Raw genomic sequence first — 12,774 nt, 5'->3', positions numbered from 1 at the left:
CGAATGGTGAACTATTTGGATGTGAGGCTGCAATTGCCACACAAGCCGTTGACAATGATATCAACAGACTGCGCTTTATAATTCTTTGGCAGATTGAAAGCTGGTAAGTGTATATGCTCCTCTACACACTCCAGTTGGCCACAGGAGGTACATTTAAAATGAACATGATCATGCTGATGTGAATCTGGGCTACAAGTATCAAAGCATATACCATAAGAAGCAATGCCGTTATCATTGGGGATCTTATGCAAGACCCCGCTGTCTATAAAACTATGAAGCGTACGATAAAGAGTCACTCGATCATAAGTTGTTAGCGCATCTTCCAGATCCTTCTGAGACAAAGCTCTTTCGTGCTTAATAAAATAGTCCAACACCTCTAGCCTACAATCGGTAATCCGAAGGCTATGCTTCTTAAGAATCTCTTGTCTTTTCATTGCTTCCATAAGTGCAAAACTAACCATAACGCAATAAAGTTGCATTATGGTTAGTTTGCTGAAAATTGCCTTTCAGGCAAATCAAGCTAATAAAAAGAATTTTACAGTTAAATAATTATCATTTTAGTTTTACAACTAATTATTTAGTTATAACATTACGTTACAATTTGAGCATTATGAAAGAACTAACAAAAGCAGAAGAACAAGTGATGAAGGCCTTATGGCAAATAGAGCGTGGGGTGGTGCACGACATCATTGCCAAACTGCCTGACCCAAAGCCCGCCTATAACACGGTATCTACTATTGTGAGAATTTTGGAAACAAAAGAGTTTGTTTCACACAAAGCATACGGCAAGACCTACGAGTACTTCCCAATCATTGCCAAAAAAGACTACTCCAAGTTTTATTTATCCAACTTCATGGACGGCTATTTTGGCGGATCTTTTAAAAATCTCGTCTCCTTTTTTGCCGAGGAAAACAATTTGGATGTGAACGAATTGAATGAATTGATAACCATTGCCAAAAAAGACTCAAACCCCACTGGTCATGAATAGTATTTTCAATTATTTATTAGAATCAGGCTTTGCGCTAGGTGCTTTCAGTCTATTCTATCTACTGGCACTCAAACAAGAAAAAGCCTTTGTGTTCAATCGTTTTTACTTACTGGGCAGTGTTTTTCTGTCACTCCTATTGCCCATGATACAATTCAGGGTAGCAGGTGTTCCTTCCAATCTGGTAGCAGGAACCATCATATTAGAAACATTAGAGCTAAATGCTACAGAAGCAGCTTCAATTTTCATTCCTTATGCCCTTTGGCTATATGTCTATATAGTTATTGTGGCACTTTTACTATTCAGAATCGTAAGAAAAGCAGTTCCCCTATTAATTGCGCGCAGGCAATCCATTACCCAGCAAGGCTACCATTTGTATTCGCTCAAAAATAGCTCTGAGGCCTACACCTTTTGGGATACCATCTACCTAGGGGATCAATTGGATGAGGGTGAGAGAGATATAATTCTATCACATGAGGTGATCCATGCGAGGGAAAAACATTCGCTGGATATTCTGATTCTTGAAATCCTAAGTGTCATTCTATGGATCAATCCCATTTTTCTACTAGTAAAAAAACTGGCAAGAACTAATCATGAATATTTGGCCGACGCCAAAGCCATTAACCTCATGAACAAAAAAACTTATGTGCAAACCTTAGCGAGCCATGCAATCAAAAAGAGTGGTTTCGTACTGGCACATGCCTTTTATACATCATCAACACTTAAAAGAATTAAAATGATAAATCAACAAAACAATCAAATTATGAAAATCAAACAAATTGTACCCTTCGTGCTTGGACTGGCACTCGTGATAGTATTTGGATGTGAAGATGCCGCCGAACAGCTCAGTAGCATGGATGATCAAGCAGCCGCTACAGCTATCGCTCAGGCCCAAACTTCCTCAGTAAAAAAAGCAGAAGGCATGGATGGCGTTTATGACATGGTGGATGTACAACCTGGTCCTAATGGTGGGATGACTGCCTTTTATCAATGGGTAGCAGAAACCATGGAATACCCTACTCAGGCCAGAAAAGATGGCATTGAGGGGCGCGTTTTTGTGCAGTTCATTGTCAATGAAAAAGGTGACATCACAGACGTGAAATCCATAAAAGGGATTGGGGCTGGTTGTGATGCCGAGGCAGTTAGGGTAATGAAAACAGCAGCTAAATGGACGCCAGGATTAGTAGACGACAAGCCTGTAAAAGTCAGAATGATTATGCCAGTTTCTTTTAAACTCAGAGGCTAATCCCTTCACTTCATAAACAATAGGCATTGATCCATGCTATGCCTATTGTTCTTATTCCTCCACCAGATCCTCTGAAATAATCAAGCTATTGGATAGTGCGGATCTGACAATTGACATCTCCTCCTGACCTACGTACTTCTGGTTGATCTCTATCTCGATTCCCAAATATTTATCGGCAGGAAACTGGTTTCTCAAATAAGTAGTAAATCCATCATCTGCCCCATTATAAGGTACGTTGACCATCACCAATTTTTGTGGGAGTAGCTGCTCAATCTGTCTTTTCCACATTTGACAAAATTCCATTTCAGACCATCGAGATTCATCACAGAGCAAACCTATATCCACCTGCCGCTCTACACCATTGAGCACTGGAGTAAAGCTATGTACTGACAAGTGCAACACCAGTTGCCCTTCTGCAATACATCTATTAATATTCTTTTCTATCGCATGGCGATAGGGATGGTAGTATTTGCTCAGGATATATTTTCTGATGGGTTTTTCCAATTCTCTGGAATATTGAGAAAATAGCTCTTCATTGTGAAGTGATCTATTGGACTCTACCAAAAGCCTTGACACGCGCTGATAGGAAAGCGGTGCTGGAATGTGCCTGGACATATATTTAGCTACTTCTAAAGCCCCAATATCCCACCCCCTATGAGAATTTAACTCCTTTTCATGTTTTATAAACAAATACCTAAACTCACGAGGAATATAGTTTCCACCATGCTCACACGTGATTATAATTTTTCTTTTACGCATGACTCAAAAATTTCATTGTTAGACAAACAATCTGTAAGCTCATTATACACGAGTTTGATATTCTCTTCAGTATAAATACCATCCAAAGCTGTCATGATTCTTGTAGCCAATGTCCCTGCCTCAAGTATTTCATGCAGTACATCAAGCCAAGGTCCAATAAAAATCGGATGATGCACTTTCACCAACTCCAACAAATGACCCCAAAGTTCTTTGGCTGTCATTTGTTCTTTATCTAATCCAAATACCTTCAAGTAGTCAGAATTAGTAATCACAGTATTTTCTGCGGTCACTATCATCTGCTGGAACATTCTGTTCAAAGCAGCAGCAGTCCAGCTTTGCTGATCATGAAAACTCGAAACCTTCTCTGCAGTCAATACCTTTAGTATCCCTATAATCAAGGCCACAATCGCCATATCGGCCTTTGGACATTCCTGAATATCCAACAATCTGATTTCGATAGAGCCTCTGTCGAATCGTGCGATGGCACCTCGCGAATTGAGCCATACGGGCTCTAAAATATGCTCGTCATCAAAAGGTGCAACAGCCAATTGGATCGGATCATAAATCATCTTGTGATAATGCCTTTTAGAAAAAGCTCTTTCTGGAATCACCTTGCCAGTAATCTCAGGGATCACTTTTTGGTTGGATTGATAATAATCCAAGCGCTTGTCCAAATATCCTGTAGGCTGCCCATCCAATATAGGTGAACTGGCCGCTATTCCAGGTAGAATTGGTAATATCAAACGAATGGCTGCATGTAAACGGGCAAACTCCTCGTCGTCGTAAAACGGCAAATTGAGGTGTGTACTTTGTAGATTTGACCAGCCATGTCCTTTACAGTTGAAAATGCGATTGTAGATGTCATAAATTTCATTGTTGTCATGAGGCCACAAGAACGTCTCCTTCTCTGGATTCATCAATGGATGAGCCGCACTCGGCATCAACTTAGCATTGTAGGCCAATAGCTTTTGGTTGATGTCTTTAATGTTCTCTTTAAAACCTTCAGTAAGCGCGACAAGATCAGCTTCAGGCTTGGAGCATTTCAATTCGAGGACATGAAGCACCAGTTCATTACTCCAAGTCACAAGTCCACGGTCTACTTCATTACTATACTCTCCTAGTACGCTTTTGATCAAATCGTCCGTGATTGGCCTAATGGCCAAAGTATCAATATCTACGATCATATATTCCAGCTCTATCCCATAGCGCTGAAACAGGTGCATTCTTGTATTCATATCAATTCAATCTTTCTAAATACGCATCCATTATTCTGGCATACAACTCATTTTTGAGGACTTTGTCCTCTACCCCAGCATCTATACTGGGGTTGTCATTTACTTCAATGACGCAAAAAACCCCGTCTATTTCTTTGACATCTACACCATAGAGTCCCTTGCCTATAAGCGAGGTGGCTTTTATGGCTGTTTCAATCAATTGAGCAGGCGCATCTTCTACCTTGATGGTCTCACTTTTGCCTTCTCTATGCTCACCATTCTTCTTCCAATCTACGATCTGCCAGTGGTTCTGTGCCATGAAATATTTACACACATACAGTGGCTTTCCGTCAATAACCCCCACCCGCCAATCATAAGAAGTAGGCACAAACTCCTGCAAAATCAACAGCTCTGATTTACTAAAGAGCTCCTTGAGCGCAGGTTTCAGTTCCTCTTCATTGGCAATCTTTTTCACGCCTTTCGAAAAGGAACCATCAGGCTGCTTGATCACCAAAGGATAGTTGAACTCGCCTGGTATTTCCTGATGATCCTTTCTCAAGATATGCGACTTAGGCACCTTGATCTTGTTAGCTACTAGCAACTCATGTAAATACACTTTGTTTGTGCATTTCAATATTGAATTGGGATCGTCAAATACCACCAACCCTTCTGATTCCGCCTTTTTCGCGAAGCGATAGGTATAATGGTTTACATTGGTAGTCACCCGAATGAGCAAGGCATCAAACTGCACCAGTTTGCCAATATCGTTTTTGGTGATGATCTCCACATTGAAGCCTTTCTTTTCAGCAGCAGAAATAAATTTCTGAATGGCCTTTGGACAAGAGGGTGGGGTCTGATCCTCTGGGCTCAGCAATATTGCCAAATCATATTTCTTGCGCGCATACTTCTTGCGTACTACATTTTTGCCCATCACATAAAAGTGAAGTGCCCTTTGCAACATGGGAAAATCACTTTCTCCAATCTCATTCAGATGCAAGGTCTTCAAAGACTGCAACTGCCATTTACCTTTCTTTACAAACACTGCCTGAACAATTGGCACCTGATATAAATTAAATATCAAAGCCCCCAAGCGACTAAAAGCCGATTCCCCTGTATGACCAAAATACACCTTCAATTCAAATTTTGATTCCTGAATATTTTTCAAACTTTCGTTGATCATGTCCTCAAAATCTTCAGCATCATCCTTAATCAAAGATGGGAATCTAAAATCTTGGAGTGTGGCTATTTCAGGTATTACCTTGTGTCCACGCGCCTCTGCCAAAAGCGAAACGTAGTAACCGACACTTTGATATTGGTGTGATTTGCACAAGTTGATGATCTTGAATTTCTTAGATTGATATTCAGCTTCTCCAAAATAAATCGTGGGAGTCACCACGGTTACACCATCAAAATTCAAGTCCCATTTTTCAGGGTTTTCGGTTATAATAAGTTTTGCCATGCGTTAGTTTAGTTTTGGAGTGACCATCAATAAGTTGGCATCATAAGTCACTACGCCAAGCATGATAGAGGTAATCATTTTCTGATAGCTGACCTTATAATACTGATGGTCACTAATAGGATTATACTTTAAAGGGTCTGCAATATAAACCTGACGGCTGTCAGGATCATAGCCATTCACAATCACAAAATGACCACTAGGTTCGCCTTTGATATCATCATATACTACGTCAAATTCGCCATATTCTCTAGGGCTATCATACAGATAGGTCGCACTTAAGCCTGAAAGAATGGGTATGTCTTTTGCCAAATAAGATCTCATTAAAGCAGGTGTAAGTGCTTCATATTTGATGGTCCCGCCCAAAGACAAAAAGTCGAGATATGCCTGGCTAGCTGCCTTTAATACTTCGTTGTCTGCTTTGGCCTCCATTTGTGCTTTTAGCTTGGCTACTAAATCCACCTTTCCTTTAAACCAAGAGGGGTCAAACACATGGAGATTGAAGGTGTAAATGGTGGCTTCATAACCTCTTTGGAGTGCATGAATGCCTAACAGAACCGCCAAAGTACCACCTGTGGATAATGAACTGACTTGCTGAATAACCTCTTTTAAGGGAATGACATCTCCGTAGTAGTTGTAAACACCATGCAGACAGGTGGGACCACAAGTCACATCGTTTGGTTGTGCTTTTATATCTACGTCTAGTATCTTTTCTTTGATTGTAGTTTGCATTTTATGCTATTACTTTATCTATATTTCACCATTGGACGCAGGGTTTAGAAAAAGTCACCAAGGTCATTCATGATAGACAAAAATATTTCTGACGAAGAGTTGATTGCGATCCTTCAGTCTGAAGGGAACCTCTCCTATTTCTCAATTTTGACGGAACGACATGAAAAAGGCATTCTCAAGAAGTGCAAGAGTTATGTAAAGGACGAGGACACAGCTGAAGATCTTTGCCAGGAGGTGCTGATTAAAGTCTTTTTGAAACTCAAATATTTCCGAGGGGAAGCAAGATTCTCCACCTGGCTTTTTGCTATTGTACACAACACCTGCATGGACTACCTGAGAAAAAACAAAAAAAGTCAGGTGCTCAAAGTCATTACAGAAAAAATGGCCGATGAGATAGCAGAAATGATAGAGGGTGTAGATGAAATACCCGAGGAACTCTCCTTTCAAATACTAGAAGAGCTCCTGGAGGTCATTTCGCCAGAAGAAAAGATGCTATTACTCCTGAAGTATAAGGAAAAGCACTCCATCAAAGATATCCAAACAAGTTTGGGACTGTCCGAAAGTGCTGTCAAAATGAGACTCAAAAGAGCACGCACTCATGTAAACGAACTCTATCAAAAACTCAGAAAGAAATAGATCAAAGCATCTTGGAAATAAAAGTATCCAACACTTCGACCAAGATCAAAATGATAATGATCCACTCTAGTTTGCTACTCTCCTTGTGGTGATACAAATCCAAGTAGGCAGACAGATTATCCTTAATGATCTTGAAGGTGCTATCAATGGATCGATACCTTGCACTGAGCTCGAAATGCTTAGAAAGTGTCAGGTTTACCTTTTCCAAATATTCATTTTCCCAAGTCACAGCAGGCGCATCAAAAATGTAAAGATTTTCTGCTATTCTGTTTTGAGTATTCAGTGCCTTGCCTACGAATTTAAGAATGCTCCTTTGACCAATCCTTAATCTACCTCTCGTCTCTAGTTCTCCAGTAAAGCCTCTGATACTGGTGAGCAAGTCTTGAGAAACTGTGTCATAATATTTTAGCGCCAAGCTTTGCCCTAAGTTCAGCATGGCAATCCGGATCACTTCCTCATTGATTTCTGGTAAGCTGATGTAATGGAAATTGATTTTATAATCTCCTTCAGATTGTCTAATACCAAAGTCATCAGAATAATATTCTAATTCATTGACATCTTTTACAATGGCCAGTTCCATAAATATTTTGGAAATCACTTCTTGTGTGCATCCATAGAAGACTACCACACCATAATTGAATATCCGACCGTATTTTCCTTCACCAAGAGAAAAGAATAAATCCATCGAACTGGTTTCTGCGACCATGGTTGATAGAGTTGCTTTGCATTCCTTTAAGTTGATGGCATGCTGGACGTGAAAAGCTCTAAGCGTATTTATTGAATCAGGCATTGTATAACAGTTTTTCGAAGTTGGACGTAGCTTTTCAAAAAAGTCACTACAACTTGTTAATCATTCCTTTTGAATACTTATCATTGGCCTTGTGAAAGGATGGAAAATTCTCGCATGGGTATTGGTGATACTGTTTATTAATAAATCAGTGATTATCTCACTGTGGCAAGAATCCCATGCATATCACATTGAATCTTGTGATGAATTCAGCCAAGTAGAAAATGCATCTGTGATTCATCAAAGGGCATGGAAAGACCTTAAATACCACGCAGACTATTGTCTATCCTATGAAATGGACGAAGCAACCAGTAAAAGAGCTTCACTATTCAAAAACAAAATATCTAATCCCAAGGCCTACTCCTACCCTGAATTTTGGGGAAAGGTGTACAGACAACTGGCTGAAGCAGATCAGCCATATATGAAGAAAGTTGTAGATTCTCTTGATCATATATCAAAAGTTGACTCCTTGAGCTACGCTGCATTTGCCCATGCAGTAGTCAAAATGATTCAGGACATACCTTATCAATATATTTTGTCAGAGGCTTGCACCAGTGACTATAGTGATCATCCCTGCTACGGCAATCAGCGCTATGGGATCACCTCTCCTGTAGAGTTTTTATATACTTTGAAAGGGGACTGCGATTCTCGAACAGTATTGATTTATGCCATCCTTAGACATTTCAATTATGACCCAGTGGTACTCATCAGCAAGGAGTACCGACATTCCATGTTGGCACTGAATATTCCTGCTGCAGGTGAGTACTTAACGATTGCTGGTGAAAAATACTACTTTTGGGAAACCACAGCTACTGGTTGGGAGCCTGGCATCATTCCTCCAGGAATGGATAATAAAAAATATTGGGATATAGCACTAAAGCATGAACTCTAACGTCTTTTTTCTTGGTATCATCGAAATTCTATCAGCCATCAGTATGGGGCTGGTGATACTTTCTACTACTTACAAAATTCTAAAATGGTATGGCAAAAAACGATTTGACATTGGCCATAATAATGTAGCCTATAGCATTTTTATTGCTAGTGTTTTATTTGGTATGGGACTGATGGTGAGTGGTACAATCGAGCCTATAGTTTCTTCTTTCAGGCTATTGTCCAATGCTGAAGAAAGTGCCTCGGATTTATTTCTTTCATTTTTGTTTCGTGGGGGTATTTATATTTTCATTGCCTACTCAGCAGGTTTGGGTATTAGCCTAATCGGAATATTGATTTACTCCAAGTTGACTCCTATTGATGAATTCGTGGAAATGAAAAACAACAACATAGGCGTAGCGATCATATCTGGGGCAATCATTATTACTTTGATACTACTGACAAAAGATGGCGTGGCTTTAGTCATAGAATCTTTGATCCCATATCCAGAGTTGCCACCTAGGTAGCTCCATTTGTGTGCTTGCTAAGGCCTTTGACCATTAGCGACACCAATCCAGCTTGGTTGACAATGGTCAAAGATCTGGTCAATCCGAGGTAGATATCGCAGGTCAATCAAATATTTATTCAGATCTCTTTCTATTTGAATTTCTTCATGAAATTTGACATAGTCTTCTTCGCCTCCGAACCAACTGATAACTTCCTTTCGCCTAAGCTTGGTTGTCCCTTGGCTAAATGACTTTGATAGGAAGAATGTGAATACTTTCGGAAGTCATTAATAATTCCATGCTGTGCTGGATTTTGATGTATGTACGAAACCAATCTGGAAAAATAAACTTCAGAATCAACTAGCACTCGACGAAATGGTTTTTCAAACAATGCTCCCGTTCTATGCATCTCTGAATTAAAAAGTTGTGCATAGCTATTGAATAAATGCGCAAATTGTCTACTTAAAAAAAAAGCTCACGTCATCAATGGACTTTGTGGGGTATTTAACTTTAGCCGCCCTTCTAATTTCGTCGTCTGACTTCACTTGAATCAGAAAATGAAAATGATTTCCAAGTAGGCAATACGCATAGGTATTTACAAATAAGGAAAGGTAATGAGAGTATTTTTCTATGAAAATTCTATAATGTCGGTCTTCTTTAAGAATCGTGCAACTATCAATACCACGATTGTAAACGTGGTAATAATTATCTGGTATAAGTGTAGCTATATTAGATTCACGACAGGGCATTGGCTAAGTCTAAAGCTTGCTAAGGTCTTCAACCATTAGCAACTTTGGCTAATTTTGTTGATCAATAAACAATAGCGTATCAGAAAATATATTATTCTGGATCAACTCTTGGAATTCCTCAGTGGTCCATCTCACTTCGAAGTAATCTTCTTCTGAATTGGACAATATGGGCTTTATTTTATTTGACATCAGCAGGTCAACATTCGGATAAGTGACAACTACTTTTTTTTGATCAGTAACACCCATCAAAAACAATTCCCACCACTCGTTTTCTCCCTTCACATTGAGAGCAAATTGATCTCCTACCTGTCTCAAAAAAGCCCTTTTACCCAATTGCACTTCGAGAATATCTCTGGTTGAGTAATGAATAGAATCATTACGAATCTCAAAAGACTGACTCGTCCCCATGATCTGTTGACGAAGAGAGTCATACGGGTACACTTTATTGTTTTTAAAAATGGCATAAGCAGTAGTGTCTGCTTTTGTATATGGTATCGATAGGTTTTTATATTCAATATTCGAAAAATAGAATTTCCCAACAATCAGCGAGTCTCTTCCGTCCGTCCAAATACCGCGAAACGGCTCCGGGAACGCATAGATATTTTGACCATCCACAGGTTGGGGCTGATCAAAATAATGCTGACTGCAGGCAGACAATAAGAAAAGCAGAATAAGTATTTTATAGTGCATGGTCAGTCAGGTTTAGGTATTGATCTGTTTCTAAGAAAGTTAGAACATCTAGCCCAGACTCACAAAGTCCCACTACAAACAAAGCAACCACTCACCTACTGATGAGTGGTTTTTCTTAATTCAATTACGATTAGCCCTCTATTTGACTTTACTTCTACAGTTTCGAAGGATCCATTTTGCCAAGCCATATTTGGCGGCCCTTTGTTCCACCATTGCCTATATAAATTTTCTTAGTTCCATTTTCTATCGCAATCGAGGGCGTTCCAATCGCAGGAATATTGTAAAGTGTAAATTCACCATCGCCAAACTCCTTTACCTCATCTATGCTACCACTGGCCACATCAAACTTAGCTATGGCTCCAGTGAGCCTTGGAATCCATGTGGTTTGGGTATATTCATAATTACCAGAAGTCCAAGAACTTACATATTTATCCACTCTATTTACTCCGTAGATATTCCAGTACATGGCTCCTCCCTTTCCCTGAAATACTTCGCCATTGTCAGGATAAAATCTTGGATCAGTATTTGGATCCACAGCGCCAGCCAGACCTGATTTATCTTTGACAGATTCAATGCCATACAAACGCTTGAATGAACCATCTTTGCCGAAGTGAAACATGAAGAAGTCCTTGTAAAGTGGCATAGTGGTACGGGCATCCTTGCTGTAATCTTGAGCACTAATGAACATATCGCCATTCGTGGCAAAGTTGAAATTTCTAAACTCCACCTTTCGTCCATCATATTCAATGATCTTCTTCTGATTAGCTGGTTTTGAAGCTACAGCATTCATAGCATCCAGCGTAGGGCCAGCTACAAAATCCGTTTTGTTGCCCGTCACCTTTAGAATTTGAAATGCATCCTGCTTACCTGTGCCAATGATAGCCATTAATTTTTGATGCTCTTCATTTACACCCTTTGTTTCTCCTGGACCATAGACGTAGACTGAGCCATCTTTGAGCACGGCCCCTAAAATATTCCAATTATTCACTTTGGTTTGAAAGGATGCCCTGCCTTTAATCTTTCCGTTTGGCCCTAACCGCACAAAGGTCCATTCGTTCGCATTAGGTGATTGGTTGTTTTTTGGTTTATATACACCTTTTCCACCAGCAGCAGCAAAGATCAATATCTTATCCTGTAGACCTTCTTCATTGGTAATAAAGCCGCCATCAAAGAATTTTTGATAATAGCTGAATTCGATCATATCCACATCAGTTTTTTCCAAATCAGGTGTCACTCTACTGATCTTAAAGCCTGTCGTAGAAAAAGTCTTCTCTATTACCCCATTGACATAAATTAAATCTCCAGTTAAAGGATTATTGTAGTGCGTGGTGTATGGATTGTACATGACCTTACCAAAGAGCGTCTTCGCCTTCACCTCTTCCAACACCTTCACTTTTGAATTGTACTGACCAGAAGTCCAATCATAATCCATGGTTACCTCTGTTTTTTCCAGTTTATAAGTACTTGCGAGGGTGGTGGTCAGCTGCAAACTGGTTTGTACTATATGTTCTCCCCTAAAATTTGGATTGGACTTGGCTATTTCCACAGATGGCCCATCTTCGGCAGTGCCAGACATATCTATTTCATCCTTAATTGTTGTAAGATGATTGAGATCATAGTCAAAAACAATCCTATTCTTTACCAAATACTTTTTCTTTGCTTTAGTCACATAGACTAGTTCAAATTGTTTTTTGACATCATCCACCACAATGTCATTTGGATAACCATTGATAGCCGCAGTTCCAGCCTCCCTTTTATCCAAGTCGAATACCACCTCTTTTTCCAGAATTTGTGCATGCACCACTACACTCAGTAGCATTAGAATGCACAATATGTAATTTCTCGTTTTCATGATTGTAATATTTAGTTGATTCTAATAATTTTTGATTGAATGACGAACTTCACCAAGCCAACAATCGTCTTGGTTCCAGTTTTGAGATAAATACTCTTTCTATGACTCTCCACAGTCTTTTCACTAATTTCTAATTGCTCAGCAATGGCGGCATTTGACATTTCTGCCAGAATTAGTTTTAGAACCTGATTTTCTCTTTTGGTTAATGAATTGTGCATGTCAAGAACATTTATTCAAAGTTCATTGATCATAGAAGGGAGTTCATCAGGGTAATACCTGATTTTCAACTAGG

General features: G+C 39.5%; 14 protein-coding genes. 5 read left to right on the top strand and 9 right to left on the bottom strand.

The genetic code is table 11. The features are described 5' to 3' along the window. Positions 1–11: 11 nt before the first annotated feature. Positions 12–443, bottom strand: coding sequence for a Fur family transcriptional regulator (locus B9A58_RS16570; protein WP_221407874.1), 432 nt, complete (start codon positions 441–443; stop codon positions 12–14). A 167-nt stretch (positions 444–610) separates the two neighbouring features. On the opposite strand from B9A58_RS16570, the gene B9A58_RS16565 reads away from it, so the two are divergent. Together B9A58_RS16565 and B9A58_RS16560 are read left to right on the top strand one after the other, a co-directional pair. Continuing rightward, a complete protein-coding gene (locus B9A58_RS16565) occupies positions 611–988 on the top strand; it encodes a BlaI/MecI/CopY family transcriptional regulator (protein ID WP_084373976.1) in 378 nt (125 codons plus the stop codon). Beyond that, entirely contained in the window at positions 981–2,231 is a 1,251-nt protein-coding gene (locus B9A58_RS16560) for a M56 family metallopeptidase (RefSeq protein WP_084373975.1), read from the top strand. Before B9A58_RS16565 ends, B9A58_RS16560 begins: the two co-directional genes overlap by 8 nt. Before the next feature lie 51 nt (positions 2,232–2,282). Here the strand turns inward: B9A58_RS16560 and B9A58_RS16555 are convergent, their stop codons facing one another. From B9A58_RS16555 to B9A58_RS16540, 4 genes are read right to left on the bottom strand one after another with little or no spacing between them, the layout of a single operon-like run. After that, the gene (locus tag B9A58_RS16555) at positions 2,283–2,990 is read right to left on the bottom strand and encodes an N-formylglutamate amidohydrolase (RefSeq protein ID WP_084374028.1); all 708 of its coding nucleotides are present in this window, start codon (positions 2,988–2,990) and stop codon (positions 2,283–2,285) included. Further along, the gene (locus B9A58_RS16550; RefSeq protein WP_084373974.1) at positions 2,969–4,225 is read right to left on the bottom strand and encodes a carboxylate-amine ligase; all 1,257 of its coding nucleotides are present in this window, start codon (positions 4,223–4,225) and stop codon (positions 2,969–2,971) included. Before B9A58_RS16550 ends, B9A58_RS16555 begins: the two co-directional genes overlap by 22 nt. A gap of 1 nt (position 4,226) precedes the next feature. Beyond that, a complete protein-coding gene (locus tag B9A58_RS16545) occupies positions 4,227–5,663 on the bottom strand; it encodes a RimK family protein (protein ID WP_084373973.1) in 1,437 nt (478 codons plus the stop codon). A 3-nt stretch (positions 5,664–5,666) separates the two neighbouring features. Then, positions 5,667–6,392 (bottom strand): C39 family peptidase, encoded by a 726-nt coding sequence (locus B9A58_RS16540; protein WP_221407873.1) that lies wholly within the window; start codon positions 6,390–6,392, stop codon positions 5,667–5,669. 69 nt (positions 6,393–6,461) lie between these two features. On the opposite strand from B9A58_RS16540, the gene B9A58_RS16535 reads away from it, so the two are divergent. Next, the gene (locus B9A58_RS16535) at positions 6,462–7,028 is read left to right on the top strand and encodes an RNA polymerase sigma factor (protein WP_084373972.1); all 567 of its coding nucleotides are present in this window, start codon (positions 6,462–6,464) and stop codon (positions 7,026–7,028) included. A 1-nt stretch (position 7,029) separates the two neighbouring features. On the opposite strand, the gene B9A58_RS16530 is transcribed toward B9A58_RS16535, so the two are convergent. Continuing rightward, positions 7,030–7,818: an RMD1 family protein gene (locus B9A58_RS16530; RefSeq protein WP_221407872.1), complete on the bottom strand. Its 789-nt coding sequence runs from the start codon at positions 7,816–7,818 to the stop codon at positions 7,030–7,032. Positions 7,819–7,909: 91 nt separating this feature from the next. Here B9A58_RS16530 and B9A58_RS16525 point away from each other — a divergent pair, with 91 nt between their 5' ends. Beyond that, positions 7,910–8,707, top strand: a complete 798-nt coding sequence (locus B9A58_RS16525; RefSeq protein ID WP_084373971.1) for a hypothetical protein — start codon at positions 7,910–7,912, stop codon at positions 8,705–8,707. After that, entirely contained in the window at positions 8,697–9,212 is a 516-nt protein-coding gene (locus B9A58_RS16520; protein WP_084373970.1) for a DUF350 domain-containing protein, read from the top strand. Before B9A58_RS16525 ends, B9A58_RS16520 begins: the two co-directional genes overlap by 11 nt. 776 nt (positions 9,213–9,988) lie before the next feature. Here B9A58_RS16520 and B9A58_RS16510 read toward each other — a convergent pair. From B9A58_RS16510 to B9A58_RS16500, 3 genes are all read right to left on the bottom strand, one after another. Continuing rightward, positions 9,989–10,630 (bottom strand): hypothetical protein, encoded by a 642-nt coding sequence (locus tag B9A58_RS16510; RefSeq protein WP_084373968.1) that lies wholly within the window; start codon positions 10,628–10,630, stop codon positions 9,989–9,991. Positions 10,631–10,784: 154 nt separating this feature from the next. After that, positions 10,785–12,482 (bottom strand): hypothetical protein, encoded by a 1,698-nt coding sequence (locus B9A58_RS16505; protein WP_139793942.1) that lies wholly within the window; start codon positions 12,480–12,482, stop codon positions 10,785–10,787. An 11-nt stretch (positions 12,483–12,493) separates the two neighbouring features. Continuing rightward, complete coding sequence (locus B9A58_RS16500; RefSeq protein WP_084373966.1) at positions 12,494–12,700, bottom strand: response regulator transcription factor; 207 nt, start codon at positions 12,698–12,700, stop codon at positions 12,494–12,496. Positions 12,701–12,774: the final 74 nt, after the last annotated feature.

The sequence above is a fragment of the Reichenbachiella faecimaris genome, assembly GCF_900176375.1.
In the GTDB taxonomy this organism is placed as follows: domain Bacteria; phylum Bacteroidota; class Bacteroidia; order Cytophagales; family Cyclobacteriaceae; genus Reichenbachiella; species Reichenbachiella faecimaris.
The sequence above is the reverse complement of the archived record's forward strand: the minus strand, read 5'-3'. Positions and strand labels throughout refer to the sequence as shown.